Genomic DNA, 18,373 nt, shown 5'->3' with positions numbered 1-18,373 from the left:
ACTCGCCCTGGGGCGCGGCGAAATGGTCCCGAGAATACCAGCGCTGGCGGGGCCGGAGGCGCGGGCGTCCGAGTGGACCGACCATCCTTCAAAGCAAAGCGGTCTCTGGGCGGGAGCCGATTCCACCCTCAGCAGCGTCCTCCTGCTCCTCATCGTCGTCTGGTCCGGCATCCTGCTGCTCCCTTTCACCCAATAAATCATTTTGGGTCCTGGCAGTCCGCTCGCCAAGGCCCTCATGGAGCGCTTCCAGCCAGGCGACATCCTGGCCTTCATGATCGCCGATGCCCTTGGGGCCTGGGCAATTACCGCCGCCCCACGGCCTTGGCCCGGCCCTTACCAGCCCTGCTCGCGATAAATCTTCAACGTCTGCTGATCGCCCGGCACATAGCTCACCATCGAGTAGCTGCTCATGCCCGTAAAGACCGTAGTGGCCGTGCGCAAAGTCAGGCGGCCCAGCTCACTATGCTGCACCTGAAAGACGAAGGACGGGGCCGGCTTCCCGCTGGGGTAGGCTGCTGAGGCGATGCGTTTAAACTCTGGCAGCTCGCGCAGGCGGCGCCACAGAGCCTTATATTCAGGCAGATGCGTCATCGTATGCGTATTATACAGAAAATCGCTCACCAGGCGGTGGGCCAGATCTTCCCAGCCGTGGAAGCGGCGGCGCATTTGAGGATCGAAGACGAACTCCAGCAGATGCAACTTTGGATGCTGCTCAGCCAGGCGGGGGTCGATCTCGAAGAGGCGAAGGGAAGCGGCATTCCACGAATGGAGGAACCAGAGGCGATCGAGCGAATGCGCCGGATAGGAAGTACTCTGCACCAATAAACTGGCCAGCTCGCCCAGCTCCAGCAGAGCGCTACTCAAGCGATCCGGCTCCACATGCTGGCCTGTCAAGCGAGTATAGGCATCATAGAAGCGCTGGCACTCCGCGCCCTGCAGTTCCAGAGCGCGAGCGATATTGCGCACCACATGGGGGGACGGATTCGTGCGCATGCCCACCTCCAGGTGGTAGATATACGTCCGTGACAGGCGGCTGGCCTGAGCGAGCTGGCCCTGAGAGAGGCCATGCTGCTGGCGCAGCTCGGTCAAGAGGCGAGCGAACTCAGAACGCTCAACGGCCTCAGTGCTCCGACTCATCGCTGAACCATCCTTGTGCGCTTTTATCTGTTAGCTACATCCACATTATGGCGCAAAATTTGTTAGCTGGCAACGTACCCATCATCGGAAGAGCAACATATAATACTAGTAACAAGTGGGGACTGTATGCTCGGAAGGGTGGCCATCGTGGGCTGCCCGGTTGGCGTATCCTGGTGGATACCAGACAATGAGGAGCGAGACCATGTCTGATTCTGCGGTCAGCAAGAATACACAGCCGAACGAACAACCCTCGATGAGCGCAACGGTGCAGGCCGAGGCGGAGCTGTTGGCGAAGCGGCCCTGGATCAAGCATTACGAAGAGGGCGTCCCCGTTCACCTGGAGATCCCCGACCAGCCCCTGACCTGGCTGCTCGACGAGACAGTCCGTCGTCATCCTGACAAGACCGCCTTCATCTATTACGGAACGCGCATCTCCTACGCGCAATTTGCCGCCCTGGCCAACCGTTTTGCTGCGGCCCTGCAGCGGCTCGGCATCAAGAAGGGCGACCGGGTAGCCATTGCCCTGCCCAACATCCCGCAATATCCGATCGCCTTCTACGGTACCCTGCGGCTTGGCGCCATAGCCGTTCCGACTAACCCGCTCTACACCGAGCGCGAGATGCAGCACCAGATGGCCGACTCCGGTGCCCGCATCCTTGTCATGCTTGACATGTTCTATCCGGTCGTACGTGCCATTCGTGACAAGACCGCGCTGGAGCACATCATCATCACCAGTCCCGCTGACTTCCTGCCGCCCCTGCTGCGCACGCTCTACCCCTTGAGCCAGCGCCGTGAGCGGCACAAGCAGCCGCAGCCCCCCTTGACCAAAGACGAACTGCGTTCCGACCCCAAACTGCTGCTCATGAGCGACCTGCTCAAGCCCAGCAGCGCCGCGGGGGTTGAAGTCTTCACCGTACCCGACCCGCCGCGCAGCACGGACCTGGCCGTTCTGCAATACACAGGAGGGACCACAGGTCTCTCCAAGGGGGCCATGCTCACCCATCGCAACCTGCTGGCCAACGCCTATCAGACGCGCTACTGGACACCGCGCGCCCATGATGCCAGCGAGACCGGCCTCTGTGTTGCCCCCTTTTTCCACTCCTACGGGTTGACCGTGGGTCTCAACCTCGGCATCCTGGCGGCGGCCAGCATGGTGTTGCTCCCGCAATTCAAGCCCAGGGAAGTCGTGAATGCCATCAAGCGCTACCGCCCGACCATGTTCCCGGGCATTCCGACCATGTACATTGCCATCATGCGCGAAGCTGGCAAAGACAGCCGTGCCTTCCAATCGATCCGCTACTGCATCAGTGGGGCGGCGCCGCTGCCGGCCAAAGTGCGTCACGACTTCGAGAGTCTCTCGGGAGGGCGCCTTGTAGAGGGTTATGGCCTCAGTGAAGCCTCGCCCGTCACCCACTGCAACCCGCTCAACGGCGACGTGCGCGAAGGCAGTATTGGTCTTCCCCTGCCCGAGGTCGAGGCTGCCATCATGGACCCCGAGAGCGGCAAACTCCTGCCGCCGGGCGAGATCGGCGAACTGGTTGTCCGCGGGCCTAACATCATGCAGGGCTACTGGAACCGCAAAGAAGAGACCGCGGCCATCTTCCGCGATGGTTGGATGCGCACCGGCGACCTTGGCAAGATGGACGAAGAAGGCTATTTTTACCTGGTCGAGCGCGCCAAAGACATGATCCTCGCCAGCGGCTTCAACGTCTACCCGCGCGAGGTCGAAGAAGTACTTTTCCGGCATCCGGCCATACAAGAAGCGGCAGTAGTTGGCGTGCCCGACGAATACCGCGGTGAGACCGTCGCCGCCTTCATTGTCCTCAAACCGGGCGTCGCCGCCAACGACGCCACCCGGCAAGAGATCGTGGCGTTCTGTCGCAAAGAGCTGACAGCATACAAGGTCCCCAAGATCATCGAATTTCGCGAGAGCCTGCCCAAGTCTCTCATTGGCAAAGTTTTGCGTCGCGAGCTGCGCGAGCAATGGCTCAAGCAGCGGAGCGTCAGTCAAAAGAGCAACTAACCTGCTGCCAGGCCGGGCCTGGCCGGGCCGGGCCGGCGGAGCGGATGGAGAGCGGCCCTCGCTGTTGGGCTGTCGTTGGTCCGTTTGCCGGTCCGGCTGGCGGCCCTGGCCTGGCCCTGGCGCTGTGCCAGTGACAATTGATCCTGAAAGCGATTCGATTCATTCACAGCAACACGCAAATGGCTGGAACCCTTGCCTGACCTGGGCGGCACGGGCGGGCGCTAGAGCAGCGTGCCGTCCGCGAGGCCAGTGCCGGCCTGGTGCCAGCCACTGGAGGTACAACCAAGCATGTCTATGACGATGAAGCCCACAGAGAGCGGAACGGCCTTCCTGCTGACTCCGGTCAGCGAGAGCGCCGACAAAATATTCACTCTGGAGCAGAGTGACGACGAACAGCGCTGGATTGCCGAATCGGCGGCCACCTTTGTCATGCGCGAGGTTCTGCCCAAGCTAGAGGCCGTTGAGCACCAGGAGCCGGGCGTCATGCCCTCACTGGTCAAGAAAGCTGGCGAGCAGGGCCTGCTCATGATCGACATCCCCGAGCAGTATGGCGGGGCTGAACTGGGTCTGCTCACCAGCGCGATCGTCGCCTCCTCTATCCACGAAGCCTCGTTCAGCGTAGCCTTCGGCGCCCATACCACCATCGGCACCCTGCCGATCGTCTTCTATGGCACGGAAGAGCAGAAGCGCAAATACCTGCCGAAGCTGGCCACCGGTGAATGGATCGCGGCCTACGCCCTGACCGAGCCAGGCGTTGGCTCCGATGCCATGAACCTCAGCACGACGGCGCGTCTCTCCGAGGACGGCAAATACTACCTGCTCAACGGCACCAAGCAGTGGATCTCCAACGCCGGCTTTGCCGACCTCATGGTTGTCTTCGCGCGCGTCGATGGCCAGCGGCCCTCGGCCTTCATCGTCGAGACAAGCTGGCCGGGTATCTCCACCGGCGCCGAAGAGCGCAAGATGGGCATCAAAGGCTCCTCGACGCGCCAGGTCTACTTTGAGAACACGCCGGTGCCTGTCGAAAACCTGCTGGGCGAGCTGCACAAAGGCTACAAGATCGCCTTCAATATCCTCAACATCGGGCGTCTCAAGCTCGGGGCCGGCGCCGTCGGTGGCGCGCGCACAGCCCTTGACCTGGCTGCCGCCTACACCACCGAGCGCAAAGCCTTCGGCAAATACCTGCACGAATTCGGCATGATTCAAAAGAAGCTGGCGCGCATGGCCGCCGAGACCTACGCAGCCGAAAGCGAGGTCTTCCGCACTGCCGCCAACATCGAGAACGCCCGTCGAGGAGCCGGAGAGAACACCGAGCAGGTCTTCAAGGCCATCGAAGAATTTGCCATCGAGGACTCCATTGCCAAAGTGCACGGCAGCGAAGTCCTGGCCTATGTCGTCGACGAGGGCGTTCAGATCTTCGGCGGCTACGGTTACATGCAGGAGTACCCGATCGAGAAAGCCTATCGCGACGCCCGCATCCAGCGCATCTTTGAGGGCACCAACGAGATCAACCGCCTGGTGGCTGCTGGCACCCTCTTCCGCCGCGTCCTGGGCGGCAAGATCGACCTGATGAACCGCTACCCGGCCATCGAGGCCCGCATCAAGTCGGGCGAGGCCCTGCCGGCCCCGGGCGACGAGGTGCCAGCCGAGCTGCGGACTGCCGTCCACGCTGTCGAGCGTGCCAAGGATGTGGCTATCTACGCCGGCATGCGCGTTGCCATGCGCTACATGCAGGCCCTCGAGAACGAAGAGGAGTTCATCGAGTACCTGGCCAACCTGCTGATCGACATCTACGCCAGTGATAGCGCCCTGGCGCGCGCCATCCAGGCCATCCGCCGCGGCGACGAGAACAGTGCTCTGCACAGCAAGCTGGCGCAACTGGCGACCTGGCTGGCCCATTCGCGCATCCGCCTCAATCTGGATCAGATGATCATGACCTACTTTGAGCCGGAGACGGTCAGCGAGGAACTGGCGCGTGTGCGCGCCTACGTCGGCGACTACCTGATCAACGGCGTAGCCCTGCAGCGCGACATCGCCGCCGAGGTTGTAGCCAAGAAAGGCTACCCGCTGCCGCACTTCTAGTCCGGCTCAAGGCTGGTCAAAGCCAGCGAGGGGCAAGGAAGCAAGAAGACAGACAGACAGACAGACAGATTCTCTCTCCTGCCCCCATAGCTATCCTGTGTGGATAGCATGACCGAGTGCCAAAGGCCGACGGCGGCTGGTGGACTGCGAGCGAGGGCGCAACGCCAGCCAGCTCCTCTTTCCGCCGCCGTCGCCGGCTGGTCACCGCCTCTCCGCTGAGGGATGGGATGGCCTGCTCTGGCAGCGCGCTGGCCAGCCTTCCTGCCCTGAGCGACAGGAGAGAAGGGAGTGCCAGCAGCCAGGAGCAAGGAGTCTATGGAGAACAAGAGTCAGCGACCCTTACAGGTTGGCGATGTCCTGAGCCACGAGCGCACCTTTAGCGCGGAGGACATCCGCCTCTTTGCCGAACTTTCGGGCGACAAGGGCCACCATCACATGCAGCCTGACGCTCAGGGCCGGCTGATGGTTCAGGGCCTGCTCACCGCCAGCATCCCCACGAAGCTGGGCGGCGACCTCAACTTTATCGCGCGCAGCATGCAGATGGAATTTCTGCGCCCAGTCTTCGCCGGCGACCGTATTCGCTGCGAGATGACTGTCAGCCGTCTGGAACCCGGAGACGGCTACCTCTCTCTAGAACTGGTCTCAGTCTGCCGCAACCAGCACGGCAAGGAGGTTCTGCGTGGGAGCGCCCAGGGCATCATTCGCCAGGCGCCGGAGCCTGCCAGCCCAGACACAGATCGCAGCTGAACAGGGCGGACAGCCGGCCCCCTGACTAAAACACTGTCTGACTACCAGCGGACGAGGCCGGGCCGCCTCGCTCTGTCGCAGACTGTCCGCGGCCCGTGTTCAATGTCTGTCTCTTCAGTACATGTCAGCGACGTATCAAGTACATCTCAGACAATCTTGTTCTGCCAGCGGGCGGTCCAACGAATGCCGCCCAGGCTGGTGCACAGTTGTCACAACAAGCCGAGACGAGGAGCAGATCCCCCATGATAGATGCTGTCATTGTCAGTGCCGTACGCACACCGATCGGGCGCGCCAACAAAGGCGCCCTCAAGGACGTTCGCCCCGACGACCTGGCCGCCTTTGCCATTCGTGGCGCCCTTGATCGTGTACCGCAGCTCGACCCTGCGCTGATCGAAGATGTCATCCTGGGCTGTGCCTTCCCCGAAGGCGAGCAGGGCATGAACATGGCCCGCATCGTGGCCCCGCTGGCGGGCCTGCCCGAGACCTGTGGAGGCGTCACCGTCAACCGCTTCTGTGCCTCCAGCCTGCAGGCTGTCAACATGGCTGCCCAGAGCATCATGCTGGGCCAGGGCGAGGCCATTGTGGCTGCCGGCGTCGAGAGCATGTCGCGCGTCCCAATGGGCGGCTTCAACCCCAGCTTCAACCCGCGCCTCATCAAGCCTGCCGAAGGCGAGAAATACGACTGGCCCTATCCGCCCACCGAGCAAGAATACGGCTTCTACAGCTACATCCCGATGGGCATGACTGCTGAGAACCTGGCGCGCAAATACAACATCAGTCGCCAGGCCCAGGATGCCTTCGCCCTGCGCAGCCATCAGCGGGCCGTGGCCGCCATTGACAGCGGCTTCTTCAAGCGCGAAATCGTCCCGGTCAAGCTGCCCGATGGGCGCATCATGGAGACCGACGAAGGGCCGCGGCGCGACACCTCGATGGAGAAGCTCGCCGCCCTGGAACCGGCCTTCATCAAGGACGGCACCGTCACCGCCGGCAACTCCAGCCCCCTCAACGATGGAGCCGCTGCCGTCGTCCTCATGTCTGCCGACAAGGCCCGCGAACTCGGCATCCAGCCACTGGCGCGCGTCGTCGCGATGGCCGTCGCCGGTGTGCGGCCCGACATCATGGGCATTGGACCGGTTCCGGCGGTCAAGAAAGTGCTGCAGCGCGCGCGCATGCAGCTCAGCGACATCGACATCATCGAACTCAACGAAGCCTTTGCCGTCCAGAATCTGGCCGTCATCCAGGAACTGGGCATCGACGAAGAGAAGCTCAACCCGCATGGAGGCGCCATTGCCCTGGGCCATCCCTTGGGCTGTAGCGGCGCCCGTATCGTCGCCACGCTCATCAACGACCTGCAGACCGCCGACAAGACCCTGGGTCTGGCCACCCTCTGTGTTGGTGGCGGCCAGGGCGTAGCGACCATCATCGAGAGGTTGTCGTAGTCATGGGGTACCAGATTCGCAAAGCAGCGGTCATCGGGGCCGGCGTCATGGGGGCTGCCATCGCCGCCCATCTTGCCAACGTCGGCATTCCCAGCCTCCTGCTGGACATCGTGCCGCCTGATGCGGGAGCGGACCGCAACCGCGTCGCGCGCGCCGGCCTGGAGCGTGCCCTCAAAGCCCGTCCCGCTGCCTTCTACAGCAAAGAGCAAGCCAGACTCATCACCGTTGGCAATATCGAAGACAACCTGCAAGAAGCTGCGCTGGCCGACTGGGTCGTCGAAGCTGTCTTTGAGCGTCTCGACGTCAAGCAGCAGCTCTACGACAGACTGGAGCCGCTGCTGGGCGACAACACTATCGTCAGCTCGAATACCTCCGGCCTGCCGGCTCACCTGCTGACTGCCGGGCGCAGCGAGCGCTTCCGTCGCCACTTCCTCATCACCCACTTCTTCAACCCGGTGCGCTACATGCGCCTGCTGGAGATCGTTCCCGACCAGCAGACCGATCCGGCCCTGGTCAGCTTCATGCAGGACTTCGCCACCGAGGTGCTGGGCAAGGGGGTCGTCCTGGCCAAAGACACGCCCAACTTCATTGCCAACCGCATCGGCGTCTACGGCTTCCTGTCGACCATCCGGCGTGCCCTCGAAGAGGGCTACACCGTCAGCGAGGTCGATGCCATTCTTGGCCCCAGCATGGGGCGACCCAAATCGGCGGTCTTCCGCACTGCCGACCTCTCCGGCCTCGACACCCTGGTCCATGTCGCCGACAACATCTACGAGAATGCCCCCGACGACCCCGAGCGCGAAATCTTCCGCGTTCCCGAGGTTGTGCGCGAGCTGGTACGGCGCGGCTGGCTGGGTGAGAAGAGTGGCCAGGGTTTCTACAAGCGCATCAAGAATCCCGGCGGCGAATCCACTATTCTCGAACTCAACCTGCAGACCCTGGAGTATCAGCCGCAACAGAAGCCGCGCTTTGAATCCATAGGGGCTGCCCGCAACCTCGACGATCCCAGCCAGCGCATGCTGACCGTCCTCAATGGCAACGATCGCGCTGCCCAACTGGCGCGCGAGACCCTGGCCGACTCGCTGATCTACGCCGCGCGACTGGCGCCGGAGATCGCTGACAGCATCGTCGCCGTTGACCAGGCCATGCGCTGGGGCTTCAACTTCGACCTGGGCAGCTTTGAAGGCTGGGATATTCTCCTGGAGCATCCCGAAACGCTCTATCGCGTCCTGCGCTCCCATCCTTCCTTTAAAGATGTCAGCGAAGAGCAGGCGCCGGCCACGCTCAGCGCTCTCGCTGAAAAGCACGGTGCTCGTCTACCCGAGCTAGTGCGCCGGGTCATCACCCAGGGAGAAGGGCGCTTCTATAGCGGCCCCATTGGGCAGCGGCGCTACTTCGACTTCCACAGCGGCAGCTACCAGCCTGTCCCACAGTTGCGCGGCAGCCTCTCCCTCAGCGTAGCCAAGGCTCAGAACAAGGTCATCCGTGAGAACGGTTCGGCCTCGCTGATCGACCTGGGCGATGGCGTTGTCTGCGTCGAATTCCACACCAAGATGAACGCCATCGACCAGGACATCATCGAGATGCTGCACTATGCCGTCGAAGAGGGGCAGAAGCAATTCCGGGCCATCGTCATCGCCAACGACGCCCCGGACTTCTCGGCGGGCGCCAACCTCTTCCTGATGCTCGTCGGCGCGCGTAACGGCCAGTGGGAGATGCTGGAGCAGGCCGTCAACTCCTTCCAGCAGGTCAACATGCTTCTCAAGTACAGCCCCATCCCAGTCGTCGTAGCCCCTACCGGGCGCACCCTGGGAGGTGGCTGTGAAATCGTCATGCATAGCAGCCACGTCCGCGCGCATGCCGAGACCTACATTGGCCTCGTCGAAGTCGGGGCCGGTCTCGTGCCGGGCGGTGGCGGCGTCAAGGAACTCCTCCTGCGCCACGGGGCCCGTCTCGAAGACCAGCAATCGCGTAGTGCCGGAGGACCATTTGCCGCCCCGCGGCGCGTCTTTGAGCTGGTGGCGATGGCCACTGTCGCCACCAGCGCTGTCGAGGCGCAGGAATACCGCTTCCTGCGCAAGAGCGACAGCATCACCACCAATCGCGATCTCCTGCTGCGCGACGCCAAAGCCGACGCCTTGCGCCTGGCCGAAGCGCGCGAAGCAGGGCGCTGGCAGCCGCCGCAGCCGGCCATGCTCCTGCTGCCTGGACCGGGCGGGCGCCTCGTCCTGGAGCAGCAGATCGAGAACATGCTGCTCGCGGGCAAAATCACCGAGCACGATGCGGTCATCGGGCGTCATCTGGCGCGCATCGTCACCGGCGGCAACACCTCGCCGCTGACACCGTTGACCGAGCAGCAAGTGCTTGATCTGGAGCGCGAGGCATTCTTAAGCCTCTGCGGCATGGAGAAGACGCAGGAGCGCATGCAGGCCATCCTTATGACCGGCAAGCCCCTGCGCAACTAAGCTTGCTCCATAGCGAGCAGTCAACACTATCGCTATCGCATCGATCGGGCCAGGCTCATGCCAACCGAAGCCAGGGCCAGACCGCGGGCGATGCCGCCCACGGCGGCTCTGGCCCACCGCAGCGGCCGAAACCTCGCGGGCCAGAGCCTCTGCTCGCCCGCAGCGTGGCCGGTCCCGCCCGGGGCGACAGCAGCGGGTGTCGGTAGGCTGGTAGCCGAGGTAGCGCCGACCGGCACCCGTTCCTCCGGCTGCCTGCTGCCGGGTGGAGTCGTGCAGTACTGCCAGACAGCGCACCAGGACAGCGGAATGCAGGATCGCCTCCGCGCAGAAGCGGGGGCCTAGCCGCAAGGAAAGGAAAGGAGCCGAGTCCATCATGGCGATCGACGTCAGCAAGGCCTCACTGCGAGAGCTTGGTCAACTGGGAGGAGACGCCATCATCGTTGGTGAGATTGACGATAAACTCGTCAACCTGCCGACCTATCGCGAGCTGTACCAGCGCTGGGAGAAGCAGCAATGGAGCACCCAGGACATCGACTTCAGCGCTGACCGCCAGCAATGGAGCCAGATCGAAGAGGCAGCCCGTCCGGTGCACATCAGCGGCTTCGTCGTCTTCTTCCAGGGTGAAGTCAGCGTCACCCACACCCTCATCCCCTACTGTGCTGCAGCCCCCAAAGAAGAACAGCGCATCTTTCTCACCACCCAGCTCGTTGACGAAGCGCGTCACTCCGTCTTCTTTGACCGGTTCTTCCGCGAAGCGTTAGGCTTTGAAGGCGAAGACATCGAGGCCCTGCTTGTCCAGATTCGTCCCTTACTGCGTGAAAGCGAGCGGCAGATCCTGATGGAGGGCCTGGTCGAGATCGGCCAGCGCATTCAAGCCCAGCCCGAGAAGCTGGAGCACCTCGTCGAAGGCGTCACCCTCTACCACATCATTACCGAGGGCACCCTGGCCCTGGCCGGGCAGCGCAGCATGCTCAACCGCAATAAGCGCATGGGCTGGTATCCAGGTTTCCAGCAGGGCTTCAACGCCATTGCCCGCGACGAGTCGCGCCACGTCCTTTTCGGTGTGCGCTTCCTGCGGGACATGGTGCAGGAAGATGCCCGTTATGCCGAGGTCATCCGCGACACCATCCAGAAATGGATGCCGCAGATCCATGACATCCTCTATCTCTCGGACTTCCAGCGAGCCTTGTTGAGCAGCTTTGGCGAGGACCCCGACGAGCTGCTCAGGTTCGGCATGAACTCACTGCGCAAGAAGCTCAAGGTCATCGGCGTCCCCTCTGACTTCCTGCCAGCGGTCGCCTAGGCTGGCGTGAGGCGAGCGAGCCAGTGATGGAGCGAGGGCGCGGGTCTTTCTGGGGGTGTGGGGGCCCGCGCCCTCCTTTGAAAGTCAAAGCCGAGGAGAATCTGTCTGCCTGGTCTGCCAGTCGTGAAGATGCCAGGTTGCCAGATTCTCTTTGGTTATTCAGCGATGCTGCTTGCTGATATAACCTGCTGAAAAGCCGCTCCTCTCTATCATGTATTGTCAGATAGTTGCACAAGATTAATAGTAGTAGAAGGAGATAGACAGAGATGCAACAATCATCTATAATCCTCACCGAATAGAAATGATACCGGCAATAGCCGGCGGAGAGCGAGAGGCTTCTGGTGACCAGCAGACCGTATTTCTTATGTGTTGAAAACTATGATCGAGGGGAACATCACTATCGCGTCTACGAGCCGGTGGGCGGTGACCACGAAGATACCTGGCGGGAGGGGGGAGAAGGGTCCTCATGAAGGCGCTGCGTGACCTTACCCACGAGCTAGCGATTGATCAGGCGATTCGGACAATTAACAGTCGCACCACGCTGCGGATTGCTCTGTCCCACGACGATGGCCAATATGATCGAGAACAGCTCAAGACCATGCTGCAGTATGGCTACCTGCATGAGGTGGAGGGCATAAAGCTGTATCGCAGCGTCCTCAACGGACATGACGAAGATCGTGAGGGGGCCATTGACGCTTTTCGCACCGCGTATGCCTGCTGGCGGGCGCTTGCCTTTCTGCCTCGGGGAGAGGGAGCCGCAGATCCTGCTCATCCTGGGTTTCAGCTCATCGAGCAAGAGCTGGCCGAAGAAGGTCTGTCTCCGGTCCTCAACCTGGCCTTTCACCTGGGGATGGCTGGCCTCCTGGGAGAGCGCAACGCCGAAGTGCGGCTTGATCTGAGCCATTTCCGGCTTGATCCGAGCAGCGACCTTCGGCTCCGACTGGACCGTCACCATAGCGCAAGCCTCTATCACTTCCTCAGCTAGCTCAGACGATGAACGCCTGGGTCAACGGCCAGCCCCTGCACGTACTGGCCCGGCTCGCTGAGCAACCCGCATCTGAGCGAGCTTCTGGCGAGCTGGATACCGATTTCTTCAACCAGCTCAGTCTCATTTCCTGGGGAATGGGGGCTTTACAGACTATCTATCTCAGTGACCAGGAAGCGCCCGACCGCGGCGAGGCCCCCTATGTTCCGGCGATGCTCTACTTCGGCGTGCGTCGCAAAGAAGCGGTCTGGTTGCGCATGAGCGGTGTACCACGCCCCGTGGCCGAGAGCCTGGCCCAGCTCTGGAAGAAGGAAGAACGCGGCGAGCCTGCGAACTTCTCCCAGATTCGTCGTTGGGTGAACAGTCTCAGCGAAGCTCAATGGCAAGAAGCCCTTGCTAGAACTGCTCCCACCCGCCTGACAGCGCGTGACCTGCGCGTGATCTGGGGCAGCCTGACTGGAGAGGGTAGGGCAAGATAGGAGCGGTGTCAGGGGTAAAGTAAGGGGATGTCGGCTTTGCTCTGGCTGGCAATTGTCCTGCTGCTTGCGGACAGGAAACTTTCTCTCTCCTGCTAACGCAAAAAAAGGCCAGGCTGGTAACAGCAGGAGACAGAACCAGCCTGGCCTGAGTGATCAACCCTCTTACCCGCCTGACAAGGGGAAATGGAGGCAGGCCGTCAATCCAGACGGATCAGTGCCCGAGTGCTAGAAGTAAGCCTTCTCCGTCTCTGCATCGAAGAGATGGATCTGATCGGCGTCAACGTGCAGCCTCAGCGGCTCGCCGACCACCGGATGCGAGCGCGGATCGAGGCGGGCCACCACAGTCGTGCCATTGGCCGACATATGGACCTGGACCTCGCTCCCCAAATGCTCTACGACATCGACCGGAGCCATAATCATTGAAGCCGTATCAGCGCCCGCCGGCAGCAGGGTAGCATCGCGCAAATGCTCGGGGCGAATGCCAAAGATCACCTGGCGCCCCTTGGCCGCTCGGGCCTTCTCCACATAGCAGGCCGGCACTTGCACCCGTCCGAAACCATCCAGCACAATGCTCACGCCGTCCCCATCCTCTACCACCTGGGCACCGGGGAAGAAATTCATTGCTGGAGACCCGATAAAGCCAGCCACAAACATATTGGCAGGGTGGTCATACAGCTCCTGTGGAGGCCCCATCTGCTGAATCTCTCCCTGATGCAAGACCACGATGCGATCCCCCATCGTCATCGCCTCCACCTGGTCGTGAGTCACATAGACAAAAGTCGTCTGCACCCGTCGGTGCAGCTTAATGATCTCTGCCCGCATCTGCACACGTAACTTCGCGTCCAGGTTTGACAGAGGCTCATCCATCAGGAAGACCTGCGCATCACGCACAATGGCGCGCCCGAGCGCCACACGCTGTCGCTGGCCACCGGAGAGTTCCTTGGGCTTGCGATTGAGGAGATGAGCGATTTCGAGGATCTCAGCAGCCTCCTGTACGCGCTTCTTAATCTCCTGGCGGGGGACACCACGGAGCTTGAGGCTGAAGGCCATGTTATCAAAGACATTCATGTGAGGGTAGAGGGCATAGTTCTGGAAAACCATCGCCACATTGCGCTCTTTCGGCTCCACCCCATTCACCAGCATGTCGCCGATGTAGATCTCTCCAGCGGTTGGCTCCTCTAGCCCAGCGATCATGCGCAGGCAGGTACTTTTGCCGCACCCCGATGGGCCGACGAGAACCAGGAACTCCTGGTCCTTCACCTCAAGGTTGATATCGCGTACCACATCAACCTTGTCAAACCGCTTGTAAACGTGTACAAAGCTTACACGGGCCATACTAACTCCTTTTCGCTCTTGCTGACAGATCCGTTCCTGAATCTGTCAGGGCCTTTGGTAAAGAGCTGTCGCTTGGTGCCACGTTGCAACTGACTGCGAGGTCAGAAGGGAGTCAACGGGGCTTCTTCGCGCACCAATTGCCCAAAGTACCAGGCTGAGATTCTCCTCACCTTCACCTGGGCAAGCGCTATGTAGAGTATATACACAACGTCCATCGATTGCAATGCGCACTGCTTGCGCGAATGGAGAAAGGCGAGACAGCCTCTCGACAGCCTTGCTCAGGGGAAACTCAGAGGAAAGCTCTGGGGGCTAGCCAGAGTCTGATAGGCGAGACCCGCTCTGGGGACGAGAGAGCGCCGTTGTGCTGGGAGGCGAGCGCTTGTATTTGACTGGCAGCCTGCTTATTCGTCTATGATATGATACACAAGAAAGGACCGACCTTCTCCGGGGTCGACGACCAGCCCAAAGGTCCTAACTAGCGGGCGGTGATTGAGCGGAAGCGAGGGCGCGAGCCTGTGTAATCATGCTGTCAGCTTGCTAGCTTACAAAAGCAGATGGAGAGCCATAACGTTGCGTACATCGCCATCATAACATTGATTGAAATATGTAGTCTCTCTGTCAAATTTCAAAAAAGGAGAGGTTGCCTCTAGACAAGAGGAGATGTTTTCATGCATACTATGAGTGTGCGTTACCGAGTATGTTGCTAACAAGTAGCGTACATTGTTATCACAATCGCTGAGTGGCTATTGACATCGCTCAACCGCAGGGGATCACCCCCTGAGACCTTATTGATCGACTGATCCAGACCAGAGAAGGGGAGGAAACCATGCTGACGACCAAGGAACAGGGTAGCGAAGTCGCGCGCTTACTCAAGCAGATCAGTGATGAATACGAGGCGGCGCAGCGCGGCCTGAGCGGGCTGGCCTGTGGTGTCTCGCGCCATGACTTTATCACTGCGAGGATGGAGCATCTGGGCCAGCTCCACAACCAGCTCCAGGCCATTGTAGGCGACGCGGCCATCGCGATGATCGCGGAGCGGCTCAATACCCTGCACTAGGGAGCCGGCGAGGCTCTTCCGCGCAAAACGGCCCAAAGGGCCGTTTTTTTTTCTGGCCGAGGGAAGCGAGTTGAAGCCAAGGTTGAGGCTGCGAGCCGCGGGCATGGGGTCGTCGGAGAAGAAGAAGAGTACTGAGGAAAAGGAGGGCAGGGATGGAAAGGAGCCATCCCTGCCTGCTATGTGAGAGCAACGCGGATCGGAAACGGTGCATCGCCCCGAGGGGCGGACAGAGAAAGTGATTGCTGGTCCTTCTCCCCCAACGTTGTCGGCTCATCTATTCCCCTCGATAGAGCGATCGTTGCCTGGCCTGTCAGAAGCTTCCTTTCTGGATTCTTCCCTTTCTCCTACTCTGCCTGCGGGCCAGCCTCCGGCAAGCGGGACGCTGGTGGCCAAAGGTGAGCGAGCGAGGGAGTCGGCGAGGTCACTTTTTCTTATGAGAAGAAGATGATGAAGGATGAGATCGGAAAATCCTTCATCAAGGCAGCGCTCTAACAGGCTTGCTCACCCATGCATATACTCATTCATTCATTCGTTCGTTCATTCATTTGCCGCATTGCCCAGGCACAGAGCTGACCAGGCTGGGCGGACCAGCTGGCGAGCCAACCAACCGGTGGAGTTGAATTAAGACCGCACCTCCTCCAGAGAAAGCAGGCGCCGCTCTGACTCATTGAGTACGGCGACCTGGGTCTCTGCTTCGTGAGAGGCATACCGACCGGGCCAGACACCGCTTACCACATACTCGGTTTCCTCATAGAGGAACGTTTCCTGATCGAAGACATTGTATTCTTCATCAAAGAAGCATTGGAGCCAGGAGGTCAGATCTTCCGAACTGAGGCCCGGAGCACCTTCGCAGACGAACCATTCAGCGATGCCCTGCAAGTAGGTGCGATAGTCCGGTGGGAGGGGGTAGCGCCGCTGGATCAGATAGGTTTTCTCTTCGATCTCCTCGTAGCCAGCCTCGCGGAGGTAGCCGGCCAATTTTGAGCCGACCCAACTGTCTTCGAAGGGATAGCCATGTTCGACGCGGATGCGTTCCCAGCGCTCACGGGCCTGGAAGACACGGGCCTGGAGGCCGGGATCAATCGTATGGAAGCGCAGGGTCCCGAAGTCGATGTCCTTCACGATCAGGCGGCCTCCGGGCGCGAGGTACTGACCGAGCGTCTTGAATGTCTTGACAGGCTCGGGCAAATACTGGCTAACATTGGCGCTGAAGATGGCGTCAACGGTACCATGCGCGAGAGGCAGCTGCTCTAACGGAGCCAGCTTATACTCGACCTGGGGGGCGTACCAGGTGCCCGCGCTGCGTCGCCGGGCGGTTACCAGGGCTTCGACCGAGATATCCACGCCGATAATGCGTCCTTGGGGGCCGATGGCCTGGGCGAGTAAAGGAACCCAGAGGCCGGGGCCACAGCCGGCGTCAACCACCAGGCTTCCCGCCTTCAGCTGGAGGTCGCGCACCATCTGTTCGCGCTCTGCTGCCTTGCAGCGGTGGTGCATTTCCAGCCAGGCGACCGCATTCAGAGGAAGCCCGCACTCGTTACCAAAGACCGGATTATTCGCTGCCATAGTACAATCCTCGCCTTCGCGCACGTGGCGCAAACAAAGGTTTCTTCAATGGTGAGGAGAGTATAACATGCAGGCCACTGAGAAGACAATAGTGTGTGTACATTTGTAGGAATTTTGTAATACTTTGTTCATGATCCAGCCAGCCTTCGAAAGCTTCATCGCTGCCCATCATGCAATCTGGCAAATGAGCACGATGCACAAACACTGCACGCTATACGCTGCGAAGCTCCTTCAGACCGCTTCCCATCTGGGTCGAGCCTGCCTGTCTCGACATTAAAATGTTGTAATAAATGGAAGGGAACATGAAAATGCGTTCATGTAAGAAAACGCTCTGGTAATCCACTCCATCGACGTGATATAATCGGCTCAGGCAAATCCTTTCCCAGCAACCATATCAGGCAAGAAGAGAGCATCTACTGGCACGTTTTCGACGCTGGCACGTTTTCGACGCCGCCTCTCAACGCACACACGCACGCATGCACGTTGGCACCGTTCGCCCGTAGCCGCAACTGGCGCCCCTGCTGGTCTAGCGGCTAGCTAGCGCACCCGTCTGGTAAGGAAGGAGCACTGACTGACATGAAGCAAGGACACGACCCTTCGCGCCCGCCGCGTCGTAGGCAGCGGGCAGCCGGGCCAGAAGCGCGTCCGCCGGCGCGTACCCGCAGTCGTCACGCTAATGCTGGTGTAGCCAAACGCAGTCGGGGCCGGAGCGGGGCCCGCTCTGCCGAATCTGCCGCTCTGGCTGCTACAAGTCTGACTCCCTTCAGCCTGACCCTGCAGCGTATTCTCAAGCGTGATCGCGCGCGCATCGCGCAGTTCGCCAGCTCTCTTGGCGTCTCCGAAAACACCGTCTATCGCTGGATGAATGGTCAATCTGAGCCGCGGCCCTCCTCGCTGAGGCAGATTCTGGAGGTGATGCCAGAGCATCGTCGCGAGCTGCAGGAGGCCATCGAGCAAAGTTTCCCAAATGTGCTCGATCTGCCGCCGGCGGGAGAGATCCCCCCGGTTTCCCGTGAGCTGTATCGTCAGGTATTGGAGCTGCGCGCGACGATTGTCCAGGACGACAGTCGGCGTTGGCAGATGATCCAGCTTATTTTCGAGGCAGCGATCAAGCATCTTGACCCCGAGCAGCGTGGCCTGGCCTTGACCTATGCTGAACTCATGCCGCCGCGTCCTGATGGCATCCACTCCCTCTATGAGGCCGAGGTCCGGGCGAGCAGCCCCTGGTCGGAGACACAAGAGAGCCGGGCCTTTCTCGGGAGCACAACCCTGGCCGGGACTGCGGCCATGCTCCAGCGGCTCCAGACCTGGAGCGAGCTGGACCACGAGCAGCGCCATCAGTTTGTGGCCGAGGAGTTCGAACGCAGTGCCTGTGCCTGTCCGGTCCTCTTTGCGGGCCGCTGTGCCGGCGTACTGATTGTCTCCAGTACCCAGGCTGATTTCTGCTCGCCCCCAGTTTGCCAGGCTGTCAATGAATATGCTCTGTTGGTGGCTCTGGCTCTCCCTGAGTCGGCTTTCTATGACCCCTCGCTGATCCACCTGCGTCCGATGCCCGACATTCGCTGGCAGCGTGAGGAGATTAGCCGCACCTTTGTCAATCGCGTCATCGCCTGTGCGCGCCGCTTCCAGCTCTCCCGTCCAGAGGCCGAGAAGCGCGTACGTATGGAGATAGAAGAGGAATTTGAACAGGTGGCGCCCGCGCATTTTGCGCTCTCGAGGGAGCGACCCTGAGTCGACGAGAAGAGCACGCGCCGC

General features: G+C 60.9%; 14 protein-coding genes. 11 read left to right on the top strand and 3 right to left on the bottom strand.

The genetic code is table 11. The features are described from left to right. Positions 1–22 precede the first annotated feature (22 nt). Positions 23–196, top strand: coding sequence for a hypothetical protein (locus KTAU_RS21485; protein ID WP_170293082.1), 174 nt, complete (start codon positions 23–25; stop codon positions 194–196). Between the two features lie 137 nt (positions 197–333). On the opposite strand, the gene KTAU_RS05695 is transcribed toward KTAU_RS21485, so the two are convergent. Next, positions 334–1,137, bottom strand: a complete 804-nt coding sequence (locus KTAU_RS05695; protein WP_151727421.1) for an MmyB family transcriptional regulator — start codon at positions 1,135–1,137, stop codon at positions 334–336. Positions 1,138–1,390: 253 nt separating this feature from the next. Here KTAU_RS05695 and KTAU_RS05690 point away from each other — a divergent pair, with 253 nt between their 5' ends. From KTAU_RS05690 to KTAU_RS05655, 8 genes are all read left to right on the top strand, one after another. Next, on the top strand, positions 1,391–3,160 hold the full coding sequence (locus tag KTAU_RS05690; RefSeq protein ID WP_371875061.1) for a long-chain-fatty-acid--CoA ligase: 1,770 nt from the start codon (positions 1,391–1,393) through the stop codon (positions 3,158–3,160). A gap of 288 nt (positions 3,161–3,448) precedes the next feature. Further along, entirely contained in the window at positions 3,449–5,242 is a 1,794-nt protein-coding gene (locus KTAU_RS05685) for an acyl-CoA dehydrogenase FadE (RefSeq protein WP_228026324.1), read from the top strand. 315 nt (positions 5,243–5,557) lie between these two features. After that, positions 5,558–5,989, top strand: a complete 432-nt coding sequence (locus KTAU_RS05680) for a MaoC family dehydratase (RefSeq protein ID WP_151727419.1) — start codon at positions 5,558–5,560, stop codon at positions 5,987–5,989. Positions 5,990–6,231: 242 nt separating this feature from the next. Continuing rightward, complete coding sequence (locus KTAU_RS05675; RefSeq protein WP_151727418.1) at positions 6,232–7,428, top strand: thiolase family protein; 1,197 nt, start codon at positions 6,232–6,234, stop codon at positions 7,426–7,428. Between the two features lie 2 nt (positions 7,429–7,430). Further along, complete coding sequence (locus KTAU_RS05670; RefSeq protein WP_151727417.1) at positions 7,431–9,893, top strand: 3-hydroxyacyl-CoA dehydrogenase/enoyl-CoA hydratase family protein; 2,463 nt, start codon at positions 7,431–7,433, stop codon at positions 9,891–9,893. Between the two features lie 373 nt (positions 9,894–10,266). Next, positions 10,267–11,196, top strand: coding sequence for a ribonucleotide-diphosphate reductase subunit beta (locus tag KTAU_RS05665; protein WP_151727416.1), 930 nt, complete (start codon positions 10,267–10,269; stop codon positions 11,194–11,196). A 466-nt stretch (positions 11,197–11,662) separates the two neighbouring features. Continuing rightward, complete coding sequence (locus tag KTAU_RS05660; protein ID WP_151727415.1) at positions 11,663–12,181, top strand: hypothetical protein; 519 nt, start codon at positions 11,663–11,665, stop codon at positions 12,179–12,181. Positions 12,182–12,189: 8 nt separating this feature from the next. Then, positions 12,190–12,660, top strand: a complete 471-nt coding sequence (locus KTAU_RS05655) for a hypothetical protein (RefSeq protein WP_151727414.1) — start codon at positions 12,190–12,192, stop codon at positions 12,658–12,660. Positions 12,661–12,885: 225 nt separating this feature from the next. Here the strand turns inward: KTAU_RS05655 and KTAU_RS05650 are convergent, their stop codons facing one another. Continuing rightward, entirely contained in the window at positions 12,886–13,995 is a 1,110-nt protein-coding gene (locus KTAU_RS05650) for an ABC transporter ATP-binding protein (protein ID WP_151727413.1), read from the bottom strand. Positions 13,996–14,821: 826 nt separating this feature from the next. On the opposite strand from KTAU_RS05650, the gene KTAU_RS05645 reads away from it, so the two are divergent. Beyond that, positions 14,822–15,052, top strand: a complete 231-nt coding sequence (locus KTAU_RS05645) for a hypothetical protein (protein WP_052887657.1) — start codon at positions 14,822–14,824, stop codon at positions 15,050–15,052. Between the two features lie 621 nt (positions 15,053–15,673). Here the strand turns inward: KTAU_RS05645 and KTAU_RS05640 are convergent. Next, on the bottom strand, positions 15,674–16,618 hold the full coding sequence (locus KTAU_RS05640; RefSeq protein WP_151727412.1) for a methyltransferase domain-containing protein: 945 nt from the start codon (positions 16,616–16,618) through the stop codon (positions 15,674–15,676). Between the two features lie 576 nt (positions 16,619–17,194). Between KTAU_RS05640 and KTAU_RS05635 the strand changes: the two genes are divergently transcribed. Continuing rightward, complete coding sequence (locus KTAU_RS05635; RefSeq protein ID WP_151727411.1) at positions 17,195–18,349, top strand: helix-turn-helix domain-containing protein; 1,155 nt, start codon at positions 17,195–17,197, stop codon at positions 18,347–18,349. The last annotated feature ends 24 nt before the right edge of the window (positions 18,350–18,373 follow it).

The organism is Thermogemmatispora aurantia (assembly GCF_008974285.1).
Lineage (GTDB): Bacteria > Chloroflexota > Ktedonobacteria > Ktedonobacterales > Ktedonobacteraceae > Thermogemmatispora > Thermogemmatispora aurantia.
This window is presented reverse-complemented; position numbering and strand designations above follow the sequence as displayed.